This is a genomic window from Niastella sp., from assembly GCF_045805085.1.
In the GTDB taxonomy this organism is placed as follows: Bacteria; Bacteroidota; Bacteroidia; order Chitinophagales; family Chitinophagaceae; genus Niastella.
Map to the genome: position 1 here is coordinate 1 of NZ_JBJMLX010000521.1, position 22,228 is coordinate 22,228.

Consider the following 22,228-nt stretch of genomic DNA (forward strand, 5'->3'; position numbering starts at 1 on the left):
GGGCGTTATTGCCATCCTGATCTTCCAGAAAAGATTTTTCAAAAAGAGTCCGTTAGAAGATGCACCGGTTACCATTCAAAATGATGACCAGTTAAAAGATACTGTGAAAGTGTATACCGGGCAGTAGGAACTTAATATAAAGCATTACAAATAAAAATGTCGAAGTGGTTTCACTTCGACATTTTGTTTTTTTAAGGTGGGTCATCCGCCAGCCGGCGGATCGCTCACCTTAAAAGGGTGAGCCGCTCTGGAAGAGCGACCCACCCTCTCAATAATTTAAATCTTTCCCACCATATCTTTCGGAACAACCCATTCGTCGAATTGCTCGGGGGTAACATAACCCAGCTTCACGGCCATTTCTTTTAAGGTAGTACCTTCTTTGTGGGCCTTTTGAGCAATCTCTGCAGCTTTGTAATAACCGATCTTTGTATTCAAAGAAGTTACCAGCATCAGGGAGTTGTCTACGTGTTTTTTAATGTTGGCCTCGATAGGTTCAACCCCAACGGCACATTTATCATTAAAGCTTACACAACCATCACCAATAAGGCGGGCGCTGTGCAGGAAGTTGTAGATCATTACCGGTTTGAACACGTTCAGTTCAAAATGTCCATTGGCGCCGCCGATGCTAATAGCCACATCGTTACCCATTACCTGTGCAGCGATCATGGTCAATGCTTCGCACTGGGTGGGGTTTACTTTACCAGGCATAATGGAAGAACCGGGTTCGTTATCGGGGATGAACAGTTCGCCAATACCGCTGCGGGGCCCTGAAGACAGCATCCGGATATCGTTGGCTATTTTCATAAGGCTAACGGCAACAGTTTTTAAGGCGCCATGGGCTTCTACGATAGCATCGTGAGCAGCCAGGGCCTCGAATTTATTTTCAGCCGTAACAAATGGCAGCCCGGTTAAGGCAGCAATATGTTTGGCAACATTTTCAGAATAATTGGGCGGCGTGTTAATGCCGGTACCAACGGCGGTTCCACCCAATGCCAGCTCGCTCAGGTGCGCCAGGGTGTTTTTAATGGCGCGTAAGCCATGATCGAGTTGTGATACATAACCACTGAACTCCTGGCCAACGGTAAGCGGCGTAGCGTCCATAAAGTGCGTACGGCCGATCTTTACCACGTGCATGAACTGTATGCTTTTTTCAGCCAGGGTATTGCGTAATTTCTCAATACCCGGAATGGTAACTTCTACCAGTATTTTGTACGCCGCAATGTGCATGGCGGTGGGGAAGGTGTCGTTCGAAGACTGCGATTTGTTTACATCGTCGTTGGGGTGGAGGAATTTTTCTTTATCGGTCAGTTTGCCGCCTTTAATAATATGTCCGCGGTAAGCAACCACCTCATTTACGTTCATGTTGCTTTGGGTGCCGGAACCGGTTTGCCAAACTACCAGGGGGAAATAAGCATCCAGTTTTCCTTCCAGAATTTCATCACAGGCCTGGCCAATAACATCGCATTTATCCTTGGGCAGAACACCTGCTTCGAAATTGGTGATAGCGGCCGCTTTTTTCAGGTATGCAAATGCCTTGATGATCTCTTTGGGCATTCTATTGATATCCTGTGCAATTTTGAAGTTGTCAATACTGCGCTGTGTTTGGGCGCCATACAGGGCATCGGCAGGAACCTGCACTTCTCCCATGGTATCTTTTTCTATCCGGAATTCCATATTGTAAAATTTGCGCAAAAATACACGGTTTCTGCTAAAGGTGGGTCTCCCTCTCAAGGGAGGCTCACCTTTTAATACCTTTTAATTATGCAGGGTGAGCCGCTCCGGAAAGAGCGACCCACCCCTTGCTTTACCGGATTATCAATTCACTTCTTAATACAATATTCTCATATGGCGATTCCTGTCCGGCTACTTTTTTGTCAATAAGGCGGAATAACAGCTCGGTGGCGCTCACGCCCTGGTCGTAGGGGAACTGCTCCACCGAGGCCAGCGGGGGATATTCCACATACTGGGTCACCGGCACATTGGCATAGCTTACAAAACAGATGTCTTTATTGATGGCCAGTTTTTTCTGCCGGGCGTATTGGATGGCGTCGAGGGTAACATAGTCGTTGAAGGAAAGAATGGCAGTGGGTCGTTTCTTAAGCTGTAATAACGCGTCTACGGCATTCCTGGTGCCTTCAACTGACAGATCGGTGCTTACGATCAACGATTCGTCGACAGGCAATTTGTGCTTTTTATGCGCTTCTACATAGCCATCTAGCCGTTCGTTCTTCATATTCAGGGTAGGCGGGCCCTGCAGATACCCAATGCGTTTATGCCCATTCTTAATAAGCCATTCCACCGCTTCCACCGAACTGTCGTACAGGTTGCATCTCACCGAATGAATGTCTTTGGCATCGGGCACCCGGTCGAAGAACACCACGGGAATGTCATAGTTCTTCATTTGCTCAAAATGCTCAATGTGCGTGGTGCTGCTTGAAATAGAAGCCAGGATGCCATCCACCCGGTGGTTCTTCATGGTTTCCACCAGTTTTTGTTCGCGGGCCAGGTCGTCGTGGCTTTGGCCGATCAACACAATATAATTATGATCGAGCGCTACATCATCGATGCCATTGATGGCGGCAGAAAAAAATTCTTCCCGCAGATTGGGCAGTACCAGGCCGATAGTGAATGTTTTCCGCTGTTTGAAGAAGATAGCGGTTTGATTGGGCTCATAGTTCAATTCAGCAGCCAGTTTCTTCACCGCCATTTTAGTACGCAGGCCAATACTGGGATGATCGTGCAAGGCACGGGAAACAGTAGAGGCGGATATATTCAGCCGGCGGGCAATCTCTTTTATAGTGGGGAGTTTCTTTTCCATGCTGCTGAAAGATAAAGAATGTAGATGGAAGATAAGTGGAGCAAACGATTGCGGGAAATGCAGGTTCCAGGTCCCAGGTTTCAGGTTTCAGGGGTTTGTATTCCCTGTAACCTGCAACGGGATTACTTCCCTGAGAAATTAGGTTTTCTTTTCTCCAAAAATGCATTGGTTCCCTCAATCATATCCTCTGTGGCAAAGCATTCGCCAAAGAGTTTTACTTCTTCCGCATAGCCATCTTTTGTATGATCGAAAACCGCATTGGCCGCTTTTATACAACGGCCAACGGCCAGTGGCGCTTTGGTGTTCACCCCTTCTAAAATAGATTTGGCTTTATTCAGCAGTTCTTCCTGCGGCACAACATAATTTACCAGTCCGTATTGAAGGGCAGTAGCCGCATCGAGCATATTACCGGTAATCATAAATTCAATGGCTCTTCCTTTGCCGATCAATTGTGTTAATCGTTGGGTGCCGCCATAACCGGGTATTAAACCCAGGTTTACTTCGGGCTGGCCGAATTTCGCATTGTCGGCCGCTATTCTGAAATGACAGGCCATGGCCAGTTCGCAACCACCGCCAAGGGCAAAGCCATTTACGGCTGCTATAATGGGTTTGGGTGAGTCTTCAATTTTTTTGAAAATATCCTGGCCTTTTTGTGCGAGGGCCATTCCTTCGCTATGTTTCAATCCCTGGAATTCGCTGATATCGGCGCCGGCCACAAACGCTTTGGCCCCGGCCCCAATGATGATGGCAGACTTTATAGATGGGTTGTTATAAATTTCATCAACGGCTGAATTTAATTCGTCAAGCACGGTTTTATTCAGTGCATTCAGTTTATCGGGCCGGTTAATGGTAATGAGCAGGAGCGCATTTTCAATCGATGTAGTTATGGCAGAATACATGTTACAGGTTTTAATGTATACAATAGTGTTGTAAATCTAAATAAAAAGGGAATTACCCGCCTTCGCTAAAGCTTCGGCGGGCAAAGAAAAATGCAGCCTTTGGAAAAACCGTATTTTTGAACACTTAAATGTTGCTTGCATGACTCAAAAAGTTAATCGCCCGTTACGGGTGCTGGTTGCAAAAGTTGGACTGGATGGGCACGACCGGGGCGCCAAGGTGATTGCCACGGCCTTGCGCGATGCCGGGATGGAGGTGATTTATACCGGCCTTCGGCAAACGCCTGAGATGGTAGTGAATGCCGCGTTACAGGAAGACGTGGATGCCATTGGTATTAGTATACTGTCTGGCGCACACATGACCGTTTTTCCCAAAGTAGTGGCATTGATGAAAGAAAAAGGAATGGATGATGTACTGCTTACGGGCGGGGGAATTATTCCTGAAGAAGATATGCAGGAGTTAAATGCCATGGGCGTTGGCAAGTTATTTGCACCCGGGACGCCGACGATGGAGATAGCTGGTTATATTGCCAATTGGGTTTCTACGCACAGAAACTTCTAACAATAAAAAAGAGGGTCGCCATTTGGGACCCTCTTTTCCTAATATGTTACAGCTATTTTAATAGCGCCAATACATTATTGATCCTTTTCACTGTTTCTTCCTTCCCAATAATTGTGGCTATATCAAAAACCCCCGGGCCAAACTTACCACCTACCAGCATTATACGCAAAGGCAACAATACTTCACCGGCTTTTATTTGTTTGGCAGCGGCCAGTTCTTTAAATCCGTGTTCCAGGTCAGCGGCATTCCAGTTGGTTTGTTGTTGCAGATAAGTAATAACATCACCAAAAAAGGTTTGCTTGGCTTCATTCCACTTGGGTTTTATGGCATCAACATCCCACTGCTGCGGTGTTTGGAAAAAGAAACCTGCCTGCTCAGCAAAATCAGCAAGTAAAGTGCAACGCTCTTTTACCAGGGTAATCACTTTCTCCAGTTGGGCGTCGTCAATGATGAAAAGGCCTTTCTCGCCAAGTACCCGTCTTACATCTGCTTTCAGACTGCCGGCATCCGCCTTCTTGATCCATTCATGGTTGAACCATTTCGCTTTTTCAAAATCGAACCTGGCGCCGCCTTTATGCACGCGATCGATGGAGAACTTTTGAATCAGTTCATCAAGCGTGAAAAGCTCCTGATCGGTACCATCGTTCCAGCCCAGCATGGCCAGCATATTGATAAAAGCTTCGGGTAAAAAGCCCATTTCACGAAAGCCTTTTGTTAGCTCCGTAGTGCCGTCTTCTTTTTTGGTGGCCCAGTTCATGGCAAATACGGGGAAGCCCAGCCTGTCACCATCACGTTTGCTCAGTTTACCATTGCCATCGGGTTTTAAGATCAATGGCAGGTGCGCCCATTGGGGCATCTCTGCTTCCCAGCCCAGGTACTTCCATAATAAAATATGAACGGGCGCGCTGGGTAACCATTCTTCCCCTCTGAAAGCGTGGGTTATTTTCATGAGGTAATCATCTACCACCACCGCCAGGTGATAGGTAGGCATACCATCGGCTTTTAATAATACTTTATCATCCACCAGATCGGTATGAAAACTCACTTCGCCCCGGATCATATCGGTAAAGGACACTGTTTCATTTTCCGGCATGCGAATGCGGATCACGTGTGGAACGCCATCTGCCAGCAGGCGCTCGGTTTCTTCGAAAGTAAGAGAACAGGAATTGCGCATGTCCTGCCGTACTTTGTGATCGTATTGGGGAGAAGGATTTTCGGCTGTTTTAAACCGTTCGCGCATCGACTCCAGTTCTTCGGGCCGGTCGAATGCGTAATAGGCTTTTCCTTCCTGCACTAAAAATTCAGCATATTGTCTGTACAGGCTTTTGCGCTCGCTTTGGCGATAAGGCGCAAAGGGACCGCCTGCCAGCGGACTTTCATCAGGGTTTAGTCCGCACCATTTTAAACACTCATAAATATATTCTTCGGCGCCCGGCACATAGCGGCTTTGGTCGGTATCTTCAATACGCAGCACAAAATCGCCCCCATGCTGGCGGGCAAACAGATAATTGTATAGAACCGTTCTTACCCCGCCTAAATGAAGGCCGCCTGTTGGACTGGGCGCGAATCGTACCCTTACTTTTTTTGCCATAGGGGGCAAATATAAGTTGAAAAGTTGACCAGTTAACGAGTTGACCAGGTAGAAGAAGGTTTGGATGAATAAGGAGAAAGTTGATAGCGTTGATAGGGTTAATAGAGTTGATAAAGGCAAAGGGCAGAGGGCAAAGATGCCGCGTCGCGGTTTCACGTTTGACGTTTCACGATTGAGTGAGGCTCGAATTTCGCGAACCCATTGCCGATTCACGATTGCCGCCCTTGCTACTTGCATCAGTACCTTGTATCTTTATCAAATGCTAAAAAAGTTGATCTTCCTTGGCTTTTTGTTCATATATAAAATAGTACCGGCTCAGTTAACCTATCAAAATCTGTATGTGGATTATGATAGCGCCGTGACGTACAAAAACTTAAAGATCATCCCCATCAGGCCGAAGGGTTTTGGCGGGCTGGGCATGATGGCCCCCGATGTGGTTTCTCTCAGCCAGGCCATTGCCAATGGAACGGCCGTAGTGACCGAACGCGGTACCGCTGCCACGGAAAATGTGCATTGGTTACGCATTAATAATAATGGCCCCAAACCTATTTACATAAGTTCAGGGGAAATTATTCTTGGCGGCCGGCAGGACAGGATAGTAGCCAAGGACACCGTGCTGCTGCCTTCGCCCAAAGATCAATACATCCAGGTAATGTGTGTGGAAGAAGGCCGGTGGAGCGAAAAAGAAAAAAAGTTTGCGTATAACAACTATGCCGATCCTGCCTTGCGAAAAGTGCTTGGACAAACGAATAACCAGGTGCTGGTGTGGAAGGAAGTGTTTTCGCAGATGGAACGCAGCAACACCAAAGCGCCTTCACTCGCTTACCTGGCCAGGCGTAACGATAAAAAATATACGCCCGAACAAAGTGCCTATCTACGTTACTTCCGGGAAAAATTTAGCAGAAGCGATAGTTCCATAACCGGTTTTGTGTGTATGAGCGGCGATAAGGTAATAGGTTGTGATATATACGCCGGTAATAATTTATTTTATGGCGAGCTGCTGCCCCTGTTACATGGTTATATTGAAGAAGCGATCTCGTTTGGAAATGCGCCCACTATCAGTAATGAAAAAATAAAAGAATATCTGGATCCCATTCTTACCAGTGAAAGTTCGCAGGAGGCATATCTTAAAAAAAACGGCAAGGTGTATAAGTACAAGGAGAAAGTGGTACACATTACCGGTTACGCACAGTAATTTCTATTATTTTTGTTGCAGATGAAAGGACTACCATGTTGTATTTTGTAAAAACTCCCTGGTGGCTGAAAAAGCTTTATCCGGGTTGTGTTTGGGACATACCCGTCAAGGAAAAAATTTTGTATCTCACCTTTGACGATGGTCCGCACCCGGAAGTAACGCCGTTTGTGCTTGACCAGTTAAAGCAATACAATGCAAAGGCTACGTTTTTTTGCATTGGAAAGAACGTTGCCGCACATCCAGAAATTTATCGTCGGGTGTTGGATGAAGGGCATCGCACGGGTAACCATACCAATAATCATTTGAATGGATGGAAGGTTACTGATGAATTGTATCTCCAAAATATTCTGGCTGCAGGAAAATATATCGACTCCCATCTGTTTCGACCTCCATACGGAAGGATCACCCGCTTTCAGGTAAAACTATTAACGGGTATCCGTAACTCCCCGGTGAATAATAACTTCAGTATAATTATGTGGGATGTTCTCAGTGGTGACTTTGATGTTGCCTTATCTGGGCAAACCTGTTCTATAAACGTAATTAAGCAGGCACAACCCGGTTCAGTAATCGTATTTCACGACAGTGAGAAAGCCTTCCCCCGGTTAAAAGAAGCACTACCAAAAACGCTGCAATATTTTAGTGAAAAGGGATATCGTTTTGAAGCTATAGGTCTGTAAAAATATCAGGTAATTCCTGGTGGGAAAAGCAGGACTTTGCGTCAGTATGTCCTTAAAAAAAGTTGGGCCTGGGTAGACACCCTGGCCCGTTTTTAATCCGTACCCTATGAAAACTGATTTAAAGGTATAAACTTTTTTGATTAATGCAAAGTTATTTCGTGAATCGAGCCATTTACCGTGAAAACAACCTTATTATCGCAGGTCCCGGAACCGTAGTCGAGCACTGCCACTGCGTCACTTCCTTTGCTCAAACTGATGGTTCCTTTCGCGATCCACGGGCAGGAAAATCTTTTCAGGAGCGGAGCTGTAATGGCGGTTGACCATTGAAAATACTTTCCGTTCAGTTGAACCGATCCACCGGCATTGCCGGTTACATTGTATGCATCATCAAGACCAATGAGGGGAGTTGATCCGCCTTCTACCTGGGTTACCGTTTTTTGGCTATTCCATTGAATGTAATCGCCATTCGATTGGCTCAGTTTAGCGTTGATAACCTGCGTAGTATAGCTCTTTTTATCAAGCGTGCCCGTATTGGTAAGCTTATGTGTACCTTCTACTTTAATATTGTCGAGATAATAATTATCGAAAATTGTAGTGGCCGAATTACCTGAAATAACCAGGCTGCCGGTATAAACAACCGTGATCTTGCCTTTGCGGGTTCTGCCATCCCTGGCGGTACAGCCGGTGCCAAAGTCGATGGTTATTTGTAAAGGGAAGCGGGTAGTATTGTTTAATTGTTTGATTGCCACTGTATAACAAGGGGTAGAATCAACTCCATCAATTCTTGCACCGCTCACATCCATGCGGCCAAAAACACCGGTTCCGCCAATACCCACTTCAGGGCTTACGCCCATAACATTATTGAATACATCATCAAATACACCTTCGGCGGCGGCATCGGATTCGGAAGCAGCCATTGCAAATTCTTCTTTCCCTTTAGCGCCGGATTCGTCATCCTGTTTTTTACAAGCCGACAAAAAAAGCCCGGTAACCAAAACAGTAGTTAGTATAGTTTTCATACAATGAACCATTGCGGTGTATGACGAAGGTGGGTGTAAATAGTTTAAGAGAATCATAAATATTTTTAGGAATTTTGCGGCCGATATGAATCTTCAATTAATTGATACTCACACCCATTTATACGGGAATGAGTTTACAAAGGATATTAAGGCGGTTATTGAGCGGGCTGAAAACGAGGGTGTTCAGCGGTTTTACCTGCCGGCTATTGACAGCGAGACCCACGATGCCATGATACAGCTGGAGGCTGATTTTCCGGGTAAATGTTTTGCCATGATGGGGTTGCATCCCTGTTCGGTAAAAGATGATTACAAGCAGGAACTGGCGCTGGTAGCGGATTGGCTGGGCAAACGGGCTTTTAAAGCGGTTGGTGAAATTGGACTGGATTATTACTGGGATAAAACTTTTGTAGACGCCCAGCAGGAGGCCTTTCACCAGCAAATTGAATGGGCTTTACACTACCAGGTGCCGATCGTGATCCATTCCCGGGATTCGATGGCCGATAGTATTCGCATAGTTCGGGAGCACCAAAAAGGTAGTCTGCGGGGCATTTTCCACTGCTTTACCGGCACCCTGGAAGAGGCCCAACAGATCATTGACCTGGGTTTTTACCTGGGAATTGGCGGGGTGGTGACTTACAAAAATACCCACTTACGTGAAGTGGTAAAAGCGGTTTCTATGGACAATATCGTGCTGGAAACTGATTCGCCGTACCTGACGCCGGTGCCTTTCAGGGGAAAAAGGAACGAAAGCAGTTACCTGAAATATGTGGTAGAGAAGATTGCGGAGGTAAAAGAAATACCTGTAGAAGAAGCAGCGAGGCTTACTACAGAAAATGCAAAAAAAATATTCGGGGCCTAATGATTGAAAATGTATTTTTGCTGCCCTTTTAAAAACGGAGACTTGTCCGAGTGGTTGAAGGAGCACGCCTGGAAAGTGTGTATACGGGAAACCGTATCGAGGGTTCGAATCCCTCAGTCTCCGCAAAAGCAAAAACGTCCCGCCAACGGCGGGATTTTTTATTTCGGAGCGTTCGCCGAGCTTGCTCGGGCGAATGCGCAGAAATAAAAAAGCAAGGCACGAAGTGCCGGACGTTTTTTGCTTTTAGCATCACCCCGCCAGGGGATCGCCGGAGCGGAGGCAATCCCATCAGCTTCACAGGGAAGCACCTACGTAGATCACACCTCTCAGGGAAAACTATTACTAATGTTAAATAAAAATACCAGGACGCATTAGTGCCAGAAATAAAAGGTACTTTTAACCCTTGTTATCCCATAAAAAACCGGTATATGTCAAAGGTCGTCTTCAATAATAAGAATGCAGTTTTTTTTCAGTCATTGAAAATGGCCGTAGATGGATATTTTAAAGAAAGTGATTTAAAAAAAACAGGTAACTGGGCATTGTATTCCAAAACAATCATCCTGATTGTAGTTTCAACAGCTTTATATCTTACAGCCATTTGCTTTTCCCTGCCGGTTCTAACTACCATTTTAATTGGATGCGTTTTAGGGTTTTTATGCGCCTGTATAGGTTTTAATGTGATGCACGATGCCAACCATGGCAGCTATTCTTCTAAAAACTGGGTGAATAACACGCTGGGTCTAACCTTGAATGCATTAGGTGGTAATAGTTTTATCTGGCGGCATAAACATAATATCATTCACCATACTTACCCGAATGTAGACGGTGTTGATGATGATATTGCCAAAACGCCTTTTATCAGAATGTGCAGCTCACAACAATGGGTTCCCATGCACAGGGTTCAGCATATCTACACTCCGCTGTTGTACGCCATCAGTTCAATGATCTGGATCCTGTTCCAGGACTTTGAAAAATATTTCAAAAGAAAGGTCCACAACACTGAATTGCAGAAAATGAAAACATCGGACCATGTTGTTTTCTGGATCAGTAAAATTTTATATCTGTTCTTTTACATTGCATTGCCGATATACCTTACCGGCTGGGAACAATGGCTGGTGTTTTTTATCAGCCTGCATATTGGCCAGGGTTTTACACTAGCTATTGTGTTTCAATTAGCCCATGTAGTAGAAGAAACTGAATTCACTTTTGCGCCTGTAAACGAAACGACGCTTATCGAAAATGAATGGGCCATACACCAGTTAAAGACCACTTCCAACTTTTCGCCCAATAGTAAATTGATCACCTGGTTTGCCGGTGGGCTGAATTACCAGGTAGAACATCACCTGTTCCCCCGTATCAGTCATATACATTATCCTGCACTGAGTAAGATCGTAAAAGGAAAGTGTGAAGAATTCAATGTTCCGTACAATTGTATCCCCTCGTTCAATGGGGCCATACAATCTCATTTCCGGTTTATTAAATCATTGGGAAAGAAACCGGTTATGCACGCAGCCATTTAATCATGTGCGGGTAAGTGAGTAGATTTGAACGTTTGGCTTTTTTCTCATTGACAGTCATTCCTATATTTTCCAGCATAGCAAGACCAATATAATTTTTATCGCGGCAGCTGTCTGTTATAAAATCACGGCCTCCGCGATATCCCTCTTCATGAAAAACAAAAAACGGATCGATTGATAAATAGATGCAGGCAGCATAGGACCAGGCTATGGCCATGATCTCCTCACCTTCCCGATTCTTTCTTTTAATGATCTCTTTTTCTGATAAACCAAGCCGCTCAAAAGCTGGTACAATGGCAATATGGCCGGCTTCGTGTAAAATATCACCCGGATGCTCCAATGCCTCTTTGTCAATGATGATCGTTCCTTTACTGATCAAAAGACCTGGTAAGAAACTCTTATTGCCGATTTTTCTGAATGAAGTTTCAATTCCAACGATGTTATTTAAAAAATCAACACATTGTTCAAATAAAGCCATTTCAGAGGAATCGTTTTCCTTCATGTGTGGTATTAAAGGTGCAAACGGTGAATGTACAATTATTTCGGCGGGTGGCTTGCAGAATGTTTCTCTGTTATACTGCGGCGCTTTCCTGCTTCGAGGTAATATGTACAGGATTAACCCTTTTTGCCATTCTCTTTTTTCTTCCCACCCAAATTAAAAAACCTGTTATCGGTAGCGAGAACGCCACTAAGGCGGCCATCAGCGCTAATATTTGCGTTGGCCAGCCAAACAGTTTACCGGTATGAATGGGTAAGTTCATGCGGCGGATCTTACTGCCGGTTGATGAGTTTTTGAACAGGCTTTCTTTCAACAAGCGACCTGTGCCTTTTTCAAAATAAAGCACATCGACAATGTTATCTACAGCTGCTTCGCGATTCACTTTGTTAACCGTAATAGCCAGGCTGTCTTTTTCAGGGAAGAGAATGGTAACACGTCCTTTGTAAGGCAGTCGTGCATTCGCCTGATCATATAACGATTCATAAAAGCCGGCTTTAATAGGTTCTTTAACGGTGTTAGCCGGCACTTCTTTTTTGGGTGCAGGTTTGCCATCGGCCAACTGGTAAACGAGGTTACTAAACCAGGGATAGGCAAAAACAAGACCCGTTAAGCCTATTGCCAATAATACGATGTGTACATAAAAACCACCTACTGCATGCAGGTCCCAGTTCAACCGTTTCCATTTGGAAGACCAGGCAATACGAGTGCGTTGTTTTAGTATATGCCAGCGCTTTGGCCACCACAATACCAAACCGGTAATGACCATGAGTACAAAGATGAGGCAGGAGGCGTGTGTAATGGTTTTTCCCACTTCGTTCATACACAAATGGCGATGCAGGTTCAATACTACCCCAAAAAAACGTTTGTCCAGGTTCCTTGCCCTTATCACTTTACCGGTGTACGGATTAACGGCTATGTGCCAGGTATTTGCCTTTTTCTTTTTGGCATAGAAGATTACCGTTCTTTCAGGCGCTTTGCTTTCCAGGTAGATCCGGGTGATCCTGATGGAGGTGTCATATGCTTTGGCAGCATGGTACATGCTATCAACCGATACCCGTTGCGCATGTTGCGGTACGGCAACAACGAAGAAGTCTTTGTTGGCCCATTCGTCCAGCTCATCTTCAAACACCAGCAGCGTGCCTGTGCCGGCAACGATCAATACCACCAGCCCTGATGCCAGTCCCAACCATAAATGCAGTTTGCCGATAATCTGTTTCAACGTCATTGCTTGCTATTATATATAAATAAAAAAAGAAGTCCCGTTGTGACGAGACTTCCACTAATCAGAGCCTTAATCTGGTTGTATTTGATGTTGCTAAATATACAACCAGACAAAGGCTTATTATTTACTTACACAGAAGTTCCATTAAAATTGGTAAACAGCAAAAAAATTTGAGTACTGTTTGCCCGGGATAAATAAAACCCTTAGTTAGAACTAACTGTGTACACTGATACAAAGAACTTGGCGGTCTATAGAATAAAGGTCTTTAATATATGTTAAACCCCTGCCTTAACGACAATTAAGTCTTAAAACGTATAGGCTACGGTTGCCAGCCAGTTGCGGGGAGAGCCAGGGAACAATCGTAAATAATCGTAGCCGCCCACCCAATAGGTTTTATCAAGTATGTTGTTCATATTGAACTGGATCTGGAATTTATCAATTTTATAATACACGGCTGCATTCAATAATTCGTAGCCGGGAATTGATTGGGCCTGGTTCAGCGACAGATTACGTCTTGTTACGAAATTTCCGCCCATACCAATACCTACTCCTTTTAAAGCACGGCCTTTGAAAGAATATTTTGTCCAGAAGTTACCCATGTGCCTGGGGGCATTGGGCTTTTGCTGGCCTATGAAATCTTTATCAGGGCCGCCGGCTTCTTTTAGTTTGGCATCATTATAAGCATAATTCAACACCACATTCCAGTTGTCGGCAAGCTGCCCTACCACTTCGAATTCGAACCCTTTCGATACTTCATTGCCTACCTGAACCATGCTATCAGCAGGAGCCGGAGCAGGAGCGGGATACAAGGCGTTTACCTGGCTTATCTGGTATACAGAAGTAGTTATGGATAAACGTTTGTTGAACCATTCTGATTTAAAACCAGCTTCAACCATTTTACTTTCTACCGGGTCAAATGGTCCGCCGGCAGTGGGTGATTGTGAGGCGGCTGCCTGAGGATTGTATCCTTGCGTATACAAAGCATAAGCGTTTATGTTTTGGTTGATGGCATACACCAGGCCAAGGCGGGGCAGGACAGCGGTTTGGGTAACTTTCTTTTCTTTGGCTGTGGTATAATTAGTCCTGTCGGTAAACCATTCAAAGCGTAAACCCAATAATGCCTGTAATTTACCCAAGGTGATCTGGTCCTGTATATAGGCACCATTCAGATAGTTTAATTTCGGTATGGTTGCATCATTGTAGGCGGGCGCATACACATATTTCGAAACATCTTCCATGTTATGCTGATTCAGGGTAAGGTCGTAGGTTGATACGTTGGGCCTGGGGCCATATATTGTAGTGTCAACACCATTGTATTTGGCAGTGTATTTCTGCATTACAAACTTTGCTGAATCAGCTGCTTTGTAGCTGCCTGTTGTACCATCTTTTTTCAGATAGCCGGAAGCCGTTTGCTGGGCGGCGCCAACGGGCAGTTTGTCCTGTGCATAATCGTAGCCTACTACTATCTTATGTTCCAGCGAACCCGTATACAGATTATGGGTAAAATAAGCAGAGATATTATCGTTGAACTCTCTTGATTTTCTGTCGAATACCTGGCGTTCTACCAGGAAGGTCACCTCTCTGCCCAGTGCATCTTTCAGGTAGGTGTTGTTGCTTCTGTGTTCAAACAGGTCTTCGGTATAACTGGTACGGATGTAAGCAATATTGAAAGAGGTATTGCTGGTGAAATGGTGTGTTAAGGAAGTAGTGATATTATACTGTTCTTCATTCAGGCGATCATTCACTGCATTCAGCGAAAGCGATATTGGGGTTGAATACAGATCGTTTGCAAAGGCTGATTGACCCCGGTCGACCCGGCTATTTGATTTGTTATACACCAGGTCAAAGTTCAGCCTGGTTTTATCATTTGGTAAGAAGCTGAGAGAGGGCGCTACAACAATATTCTTTTCAAACTGCAGGTCACGGAATGACAGCGAATTTTCATAAGCAATGTTCATTCGGTACAACAGCGTTTTGCTTTCATTCAGGGGGCCGGTAAAATCGGTCAGCGCTCTGAATGTATTGTAACTGCCGGTGATAAAGGAGATGGATTTTCTCGGTTGATCGAGTGGTTTTTTGGTAACCCGGTTAATGGTGCCGCCCGGTGAGGCATTTCCGAACAAGGCAGAAACGGGACCTTTGATCACTTCCACTCTTTCCAGGTAATTCGCCGGTGGTTGCTTCCAAAAAGAAGCGTTTGCTCTTAAACCGTTCACTAACATAGTGCCGTTACCGGCATATATCCTGAAACCTCTGATGGCAATGTCGTTATTGGCGGTAAACTGGTTAACGCCGCTAAAGTTTTTTACCACATCACCCACGCGGGCGGCGGCCTGGTCCTGCATTACTTCCTTGGTAACATAACTTACCGATTGAGGCAGGTCTTTCAACGGCGTAGCGGTTTTTGACCCAATGAAGGAAGTAGTGTTCTTATAGCCAGTTTCGCGGCGACCGGTGATCTCTACCTGTTGCAGCTCGTATTTCGTTTCTTTCAGAATAAAGTCGATGGTTTGCGTTTCACCTGCTGCCATACTGATCTTTTGGGTGGCAGGTTCATACCCAATTAAAGAAACCTGTACAGTGTATGAACCGGGATTCAGATTTATTAATTCGTATTGACCGGTTGAAGTAGTAACGGTGCCTATTTTTTTTCCTTTGATAAAAACAGATGCGGAAGTAAGGGTGTCGCCTTTTTCGTTTTTCACAATGCCTTTTACCGTGGCTTGCTGAGCTATTCCATGTAGTGTTGCAAATAATAACAGTGCTACAGTGTAAATTCCTTTCATCTCAGATTTAATTCCTTTCATGATTTTTGCGCAAATAAATTTGCGCAAATTTCTCCCGAAAAAGGTGTTCACGCCTTACGAAATAGGAAACACCGTTTACGCAATAAGGAAAGAATTTCTGCAGAAGACATTGGGAAAAACAGCCATTGTTATTCGGATTTATACTTCTGAACAAGGTACAAACCGGCTAAAGTCATTAGCATACCGGCAACAGTAAAAACACCAATGGGTTCCTGCATCATAACACTGGCAATAATGAATCCGAACACCGGGCAAAGAAATAACCAGAAAGAAGCTTTTACGGCATTGTCCCTCAACAGGTACAACCAAAGTTGAACCCCAATGATGGATACCGGAATGGCCAGCCAAAGCACAGGCCACAGCAGGTTAGATCCCCAGACATTTTTTGTTTTGTCATATGTGGCAATAGCGAATGGTAATAAAAACAATCCGCCCAACAGGGTTTGCCAGCCATTGATGGTGAGGATGTGCAGGTTTCCCCAGTTTTGTTTGGAAAAGTAAATAACACCGGCTGAATAAATGATCATGCTAAGCATTAACAGACTAATGCCACCAGGTGTGGCAAAGCTGTGTTTGAACAAAGGCCAGGCTGCCAGTAATACTCCGCACATACACAGAATAAGGCTGGTGATGGTAACCAGCCGTAAGCGATGACCAAATATAACAGTAGCCATAAGACTGATGAGCACCGGGTTGGTGGCTATGGCCAGTGAGCCTAAACCGGCAGATATATGTTGCATGGCCAGGACATATATGCCGAGGTACAGCGAAATATTCAGTAAACCATAAATGGCTAATTGTTTCCATTCGTGTTTTTGCGGAAGACGTTTGCGTAAAATGCCATGTGCAATAAACAGCATTAACAAACCGGCAATAAAAAAGCGGGTAATACAAAGCACAAAAGGTTGTGCAACCTGCAAACCATATTTCGTAGCTACCGCAGCAGAAGGCCATAGAATCGAAAACCCTATTCCTGTTAAAAACCATAACCAGCCTGCCGATTTCCTGTTGTTTACGGGATCCCCTTTCTGCTTCAATGCTTCATTTTTTGAATGGCAAAGGTAGTTCTAGTTTGGGAATCGGTGAAAAGGAAGGCGGGTGAAGCAGGAGGTAAGAAGAAAGAGGTAAGACGTAATTGGTAGCTATAGGAAAAAAAACAGGAAGTACGAAAATCGGGTTCATCGTACTTCCTGTTTCATACTTCCTACTTTGGTTTACTCAACAAACAGCTTCTCTATTTTGGAACCGTTATCTGTTACTACGGTAATAAAGTACATGCCTTTGTTTAACTGATGAACATCTACGGGATTATAGGTGCCTGTTACATTCACTGTTTTAATAAGACGGCCTATAGCATCACGCACTTCTATACGGTTACAGTTCACCGAGGTGTTAACGTATACCGTGCCTTTTGTTGCCGGGTTGGGAAGCAGGCTGATGGTGAAATCATTGTTGGCGTAACTGAGGGTACGTACAGGTGAATAAATATTTTTCGCATCATTATCTACCGTTTTAATGCGATAGTAATTTATACCCGTTGCCATTTGTTTATCAGTAAACTGGTATTTGGTTACGGTAGTGGTGGTGCCGTTTGCAGGTACAGCGCCAATTACCTCATAATGGCTGCCATCGGTACTTCTTTCAATAACAAATTCACTGGTATTGGTTTCCTGTAATGTTGTCCATTGTAATAAAGCGGCAGCGTTATTTTTTGTAACGGTGAACATACCCAGTTCCATTGGCAATGCCTGGTTTTGTGCAGGACCGCCGCTGTTGATCCAGAATTCGGAGAAGTGACTTACCTGGTATTCGGCATAATAACCATTGTCGTAGGGTATTATGTCTACGTTCGATGGAGAGATGAATGCATAGGTGCCACTTACATTATCAGCCAGGGTGCCATTTTCTTCCAGCGGTGCATTGCTGTATTGGGTAACGCCTGCTGCATAAGCATCTTGGATAGTGGCGCAGGCGCCGCAACCGGTAGCCTTTATAAGGTTGCGCGCTTCTGTATCAAGGAAATAATAACGTACACTTACAGGGGCTGTTGGTGCATTGGCAGGTTGCACCACAATATTTCTATCTAGATAATATTGTTTTCCGTTGTTGCGCACCCCGCCGGTGTTGATGTATACCCGCACATCTGTACTGCCCAGGTTTTGTCCGTTCGGATTAATAGATACTACCCGGTTACCGCCCGCATTAAAGTGGGTCCAGCCGGTGCCGCTCACTGTTTGTGTTAAGCCGCTGGTGATATCGGGGCCGCTGTAAATGGCAGCTTTATCAAATACATGCACATCATCGATGCCTATGCCTTCGTAAGTAACACCCGGATCAGCATACATAAGGATCCTGAAACGAACGGTGGGGCTATTCGAAGGTATATTGAAGCTCGATACATGCCACACAGGGTTGGAAATTTTCCAGGCCTGGTAGGTTACATTTTCGTACCAGTTGGTACCGCTGCTGGTATTGCCCAGCTTGACCCAGTTTTGTCCGTCGGTACTGTATTCAACCCAATGGAAATCACAAGTACAATTGTCTTCTGTTTGGAAGATGTGACTGAAAGAAAGTACTGGTTGGGTCAATCCACTCAGATCAAAGCAAGGGGAGTACAGGTACGATAATTCATAGTTGTTATAGTTTCCGGTTAAGTTGGTAACCCAGGCTTTTGTACCGTTGGCTGCCTTGTTAATGACAGAAGCGGCGGGTGTGCCCCATTGCCAGCTGCTGTTAATGCCACCGGTATACCAGTTGCCATTATTGCTTTCAAAACCTTCGAGGTAAGGAAAGCTGGTGATAAGGGGCTTGGTTATAAAGGTGGAGGATGCTGTATCGTTCGCCCGGTAGCTGTCAGTAGGATAGGCAACATACGTTTTTAACGTGTATGACTTATAGGTTCCCAGGTTGGCGGTTTGTGAAAACGTATAATTCAACACCTGGCCTGCTGCTAAGGATGGAATGGTTTCCGTGATTACGGGACCATTATCAACCTGGTACGAAACGGGCACATTGGTAAGTGTACCGGTGCTGTAATTTTTAACCTGCACTATTATAGGTTCTGTAGTAGTAAGGGCGCATGCATTGCCTGTTGATGGATTAACCAGTTGCTTTATGGTTACATCATCTGTAGTCATGGTAATGGTAACATCGTCAAAAGTATAGCCATCATCGAGGTTGCCATCAATAATAACCGAGTTGGTTGAGCGGTAACCCTGTTCGCCAAACTTGATCTGGAAGCTGCTGCTTACCGACTGAGTTGGTGTAGCATTAGCCAGCGTTTCGGTTATATTAACCGGTGTAGCAGCACGATAGATGCCGAAATCCGTATTGTTGATGGGAAGGGTATACAATGGTATCCAGGCATCGTTCTCGCTGCCACGGATCCATACTTTGTTATTAGGGGCCGAGAAATCGATGCCCTGGTTTTGCACAAAGAAAGAGAGCCATAACTGCTGGCCGGCGGTGTAGTTGCTCAGGTTAAAGGTAGTGATGAGACTATCGCCCTGGATAATGCCGGTATAAGCTATTTGATCGAGTGTTATGGCGCGGTTCCCGGTTCTTGCCATACCGGTGTTTACAAAGGGGCGGGCCCGGCCATTACTGGTTCCTGCAAAGAAGTCGCAACGGTCAAGCCCGGCAAAGCCCAGTGTACCGGTGGTATAGCTTTGCGGAGCGGAAGTTTCAAATCCCTCAGTATAAGAAGGACTTAATAAGATGGGATCATTTCTCAAATTCTTTACTACTGTTACCAGGGTATCGTTCAGGTGCGAAGGATCACTGCTGAAATCAACCCAGGCCTTTATGGTATAGGTTCCTTCTGCTGAGAAATCATAGGTGGAAGCAAATGTATAGGTATAAGTAGCGTTGGCGGCCATAGTTTGTGTGGTGGCTTCAGTTACAGGTGTTCCGCCGTTTACCTGGTAAGTAATGTTGAACGTTCCTGATGAGGAGGCTGAACCTACGTTTTTAATTCGAACCTGCGGAGCGCTGATGCCTAATTGTGAGCTGGTGAACTTGCGGCCGGTAACCGGTGCTACCAGTAGATCAGGCGTAAGGTCATTGTCAAAAGTAGGGGAGGCGCAGGCGCCGCCGGCAGGAATTATACTTTTGGCAAGGGCACGCCGGCCGGGTGATGAATTCAGTACTGCACGTACCGACAGCCAGTAAGTACTGTCTTTGTTCAACCCACCCAATGTATAATTAGTAGCTGTAGTATTGGCTACCACAACCATATCACTGCCTTTTAATTGCATAATATCATAACTGGTAGCAAAAGCCGCTGCTGGCCAGCTCATGTCAACATAGCCTGTACAGGCGTTGGCAAGCGTTAAGGCAGGCTGTGATAATATGGTAAATACTCCGCTTACAGCAGAATAAGAAGTTCCGTTACGGCTTACCCGAACTAAAGCCATATCTGTACCTACGTTGGGAACGCTAAAATAAAAGGACCGGTCTGTTGCAGGAATAGTGTTGCTGATGGTTGACCAGCTACTTCCATTATCATAAGAAATTTCAAGGGTAAAGTTGTTGGTATTGGGGTCACTGGCGCTCCAGCGAATGAACTCAGCACCGGCGGTGAGCCAGCTGTCTGAAGTAGAAGGAGACATAAGTTTTACTTCAGGAGCGATAACCTGGTAGGCTACTACAAAATCCTGCGGCCCCTGTGGAACATTGGTACCATTAACAGTAACCGTAAAATCGCCTGCCGGTGGGTTATTGATAACAACCTGTTCAATATTATTCAGATTATCTATGCCTTCTACAGCTATATTGGCCACATTGGCTGATGAAGGGTCTAATATCAGCGGGTGGTGAATGGTAGCATCGGGTGCGATAACCGCAAGGTCAAGGTTATTTACCAGGGCAATGGCTGCATAAGGAGCCGCTGCGGGATCGTTCCAGTGTAATAACACTTTTAACTGTGCCGTACCGGTTGGTACACCGGTTATAGTAAAGGTTTGCGAACCACCATTGTTTGTTACACCGGTGAAGTAAGTATTGTTTTCAAGCGCTTCTACCGCGTTAACTGCATTCAGGTGGCCAAAGCCATAGATGAAGTCGGGTCCGGGGTTACCTAGATCGTCAGCGCCATTACAGGTTACTGCTTTTATCAAGGCAGCGGTAGGGTTGGCGCCGCTGTGAAGCTGGCGGTAACGTTCGTATAACAAACCCATAGCGCCGGCCACAGTGGGGGAAGCCATACTGGTGCCGTAGTCTATGCCGTATGTATTGTTCAGTACGGTTGAACCGATACCATATCCCCCTGCAACTATTTCCGGTTTTAACCGGCCATCATCAACGGGGCCACTACTCGAAAAGTTTGCCCTGATGAAAGTGTTGGCGGCGTTGGTGTTGTCAATAGCGCCTACCGTCATTACGTTCTTACCGGTTTGAAAACCTGATTTTACTGTAGCGTAGTTTATAGGATAGGGCGAACAGGCTAGGGCGCCATCGTTACCAGATGCAAACACGTGCAAAACGGTACGGTTGGTATTCATCAGGTTATCAACATAACTACTCATCACATCATACTCACCTTCGCCGGGACAACCGCTGGCGGAGGAATAATAGGAGTTGTTGGTGATTACCATATCGTAATCGGCTATATAGTAAGGTGAGTTTACCAGAATGTCGCTGAAGTATTGGCCAATAACCGTTGCTTTAGGGGCCATGCCTTTATATCTTGGGTTCACAATACCTGCGCCAGCCATGGTGCCTACGGTATGGGTACCATGCGAAGTGGCGGCATTCTGGTTCCTGTTTATCAAATGCACTGAATTATCAATGTGGGTGCTGGCATCGCCTTCATCGCCGATCCCAAGCGTTACACCAGTCCCCTGCAGGTTGCGGCCTGTTGCATTGGCTAAGATATCAAGACCCGAAGCCGTTCGGTTTTTGTAATTGAGGCTTACGGGTTTCATTTGCTGGCTGCTGATATAAGCCACAAAGGGAAGGGAGGCTATTTTTTGAACTACATCGGCCGTTGCATCTATAAAAACAACATGGGCGGGCTGTATTTTGGTTTCTCTGATCCGGGCGCCGGCCTGTGTTAACTCAGCCATGACGGTGGCTTTATCGATGTTTCCGTAAAAGCTTACTGCTATCAGTTTATCAGGGTCATGCATGGATTCACCCAATTGCTTTTGCAGGGCCGGGGCAATTTTGGTTCTTGCTTCCAGGGTGAAAACACTGGCGATGGTATTCTTTTTAAGCTGGCCAGGTGCCAACCGGTCGGTTATTTCCGCTAAATAAGTATTATCGGGAATGTAATCGTATAATAAAACGCCTTCCTGTGCCAGGTTCTTCCTTTCTTCTGCAGTGGGTAGTTTATTAAACTGGATCAGCGCATAGTACCTGTTCCTGAAGTGATGTTTGCTCAGGGAATCGGTAAGGTGTACATCGTTGCGAAGATTTTTGCTCCTGGTGAGGGTACCGCTTTTTAAGTGAACAGGTCGCATGATCTCCTGGGCCGAAATCTTCAGGGATACGAACAGCGAAAAAGCTGCGAGTAAAGGGTATTTCATTCAAAGGGTATTTAAATAGGATAGTGGTTCTCAGCGTAT

15 protein-coding genes and 1 tRNA gene are annotated in these 22,228 nt (G+C 45.4%); 6 read left to right on the forward strand and 10 right to left on the reverse strand.

Translation table 11 applies throughout. The annotated features are described in order from the left end of the window. Positions 1-276 precede the first annotated feature (276 nt). The 3 genes from fumC to ACJ751_RS27095 form a co-directional block, all read right to left on the reverse strand. Positions 277-1,674: a class II fumarate hydratase gene (fumC, locus tag ACJ751_RS27085; protein ID WP_407748667.1), complete on the reverse strand. Its 1,398-nt coding sequence runs from the start codon at positions 1,672-1,674 to the stop codon at positions 277-279. 130 nt (positions 1,675-1,804) lie between these two features. Beyond that, positions 1,805-2,818 (reverse strand): LacI family DNA-binding transcriptional regulator, encoded by a 1,014-nt coding sequence (locus ACJ751_RS27090; protein ID WP_407748668.1) that lies wholly within the window; start codon positions 2,816-2,818, stop codon positions 1,805-1,807. Between the two features lie 122 nt (positions 2,819-2,940). After that, the gene (locus ACJ751_RS27095) at positions 2,941-3,717 is read right to left on the reverse strand and encodes an enoyl-CoA hydratase/isomerase family protein (protein ID WP_407748669.1); all 777 of its coding nucleotides are present in this window, start codon (positions 3,715-3,717) and stop codon (positions 2,941-2,943) included. Positions 3,718-3,856: 139 nt separating this feature from the next. On the opposite strand from ACJ751_RS27095, the gene ACJ751_RS27100 reads away from it, so the two are divergent. After that, on the forward strand, positions 3,857-4,276 hold the full coding sequence (locus ACJ751_RS27100; RefSeq protein WP_407748670.1) for a cobalamin B12-binding domain-containing protein: 420 nt from the start codon (positions 3,857-3,859) through the stop codon (positions 4,274-4,276). Positions 4,277-4,328: 52 nt separating this feature from the next. Here the strand turns inward: ACJ751_RS27100 and gltX are convergent, their stop codons facing one another. After that, a complete protein-coding gene (gltX, locus tag ACJ751_RS27105; protein WP_407748671.1) occupies positions 4,329-5,867 on the reverse strand; it encodes a glutamate--tRNA ligase in 1,539 nt (512 codons plus the stop codon). Between the two features lie 259 nt (positions 5,868-6,126). On the opposite strand from gltX, the gene ACJ751_RS27110 reads away from it, so the two are divergent. Then, positions 6,127-7,062 (forward strand): ARPP-1 family domain-containing protein, encoded by a 936-nt coding sequence (locus ACJ751_RS27110; RefSeq protein WP_407748672.1) that lies wholly within the window; start codon positions 6,127-6,129, stop codon positions 7,060-7,062. 35 nt (positions 7,063-7,097) lie between these two features. Beyond that, positions 7,098-7,739 (forward strand): polysaccharide deacetylase family protein, encoded by a 642-nt coding sequence (locus ACJ751_RS27115; protein WP_407748673.1) that lies wholly within the window; start codon positions 7,098-7,100, stop codon positions 7,737-7,739. Between the two features lie 140 nt (positions 7,740-7,879). Here ACJ751_RS27115 and ACJ751_RS27120 read toward each other — a convergent pair whose 3' ends face one another. Continuing rightward, positions 7,880-8,758 (reverse strand): hypothetical protein, encoded by an 879-nt coding sequence (locus ACJ751_RS27120; RefSeq protein WP_407748674.1) that lies wholly within the window; start codon positions 8,756-8,758, stop codon positions 7,880-7,882. Between the two features lie 85 nt (positions 8,759-8,843). Here ACJ751_RS27120 and ACJ751_RS27125 point away from each other — a divergent pair, with 85 nt between their 5' ends. The 3 genes from ACJ751_RS27125 (at position 8,844) to ACJ751_RS27135 (ending at position 11,137) form a co-directional block, all read left to right on the forward strand. Further along, entirely contained in the window at positions 8,844-9,617 is a 774-nt protein-coding gene (locus ACJ751_RS27125; protein ID WP_407748675.1) for a TatD family hydrolase, read from the forward strand. Positions 9,618-9,653: 36 nt separating this feature from the next. Further along, positions 9,654-9,740: transfer RNA gene (locus ACJ751_RS27130), tRNA-Ser, on the forward strand. 305 nt (positions 9,741-10,045) lie between these two features. Further along, positions 10,046-11,137, forward strand: a complete 1,092-nt coding sequence (locus ACJ751_RS27135) for a fatty acid desaturase family protein (protein ID WP_407748676.1) — start codon at positions 10,046-10,048, stop codon at positions 11,135-11,137. Here ACJ751_RS27135 and ACJ751_RS27140 read toward each other — a convergent pair. The 5 genes from ACJ751_RS27140 to ACJ751_RS27160 all read right to left on the reverse strand — a co-directional run bounded on the left by ACJ751_RS27140 (position 11,118) and on the right by ACJ751_RS27160 (position 22,189). Next, a complete protein-coding gene (locus tag ACJ751_RS27140; RefSeq protein WP_407748677.1) occupies positions 11,118-11,636 on the reverse strand; it encodes a hypothetical protein in 519 nt (172 codons plus the stop codon). The two genes, ACJ751_RS27135 and ACJ751_RS27140, sit on opposite strands and share 20 nt — an antisense overlap. A gap of 70 nt (positions 11,637-11,706) precedes the next feature. Continuing rightward, complete coding sequence (locus tag ACJ751_RS27145; RefSeq protein ID WP_407748678.1) at positions 11,707-12,858, reverse strand: PepSY-associated TM helix domain-containing protein; 1,152 nt, start codon at positions 12,856-12,858, stop codon at positions 11,707-11,709. Positions 12,859-13,160: 302 nt separating this feature from the next. Then, positions 13,161-15,662, reverse strand: coding sequence for a TonB-dependent siderophore receptor (locus ACJ751_RS27150; protein ID WP_407748679.1), 2,502 nt, complete (start codon positions 15,660-15,662; stop codon positions 13,161-13,163). Between the two features lie 128 nt (positions 15,663-15,790). Continuing rightward, on the reverse strand, positions 15,791-16,699 hold the full coding sequence (locus tag ACJ751_RS27155; RefSeq protein WP_407748680.1) for a DMT family transporter: 909 nt from the start codon (positions 16,697-16,699) through the stop codon (positions 15,791-15,793). A 177-nt stretch (positions 16,700-16,876) separates the two neighbouring features. Then, positions 16,877-22,189 carry a S8 family serine peptidase gene (locus tag ACJ751_RS27160; protein WP_407748681.1) on the reverse strand — a complete coding sequence of 1,771 codons (5,313 nt, stop codon included), beginning with the start codon at positions 22,187-22,189 and terminating at the stop codon, positions 16,877-16,879. Between the last annotated feature and the right edge of the window lie 39 nt (positions 22,190-22,228).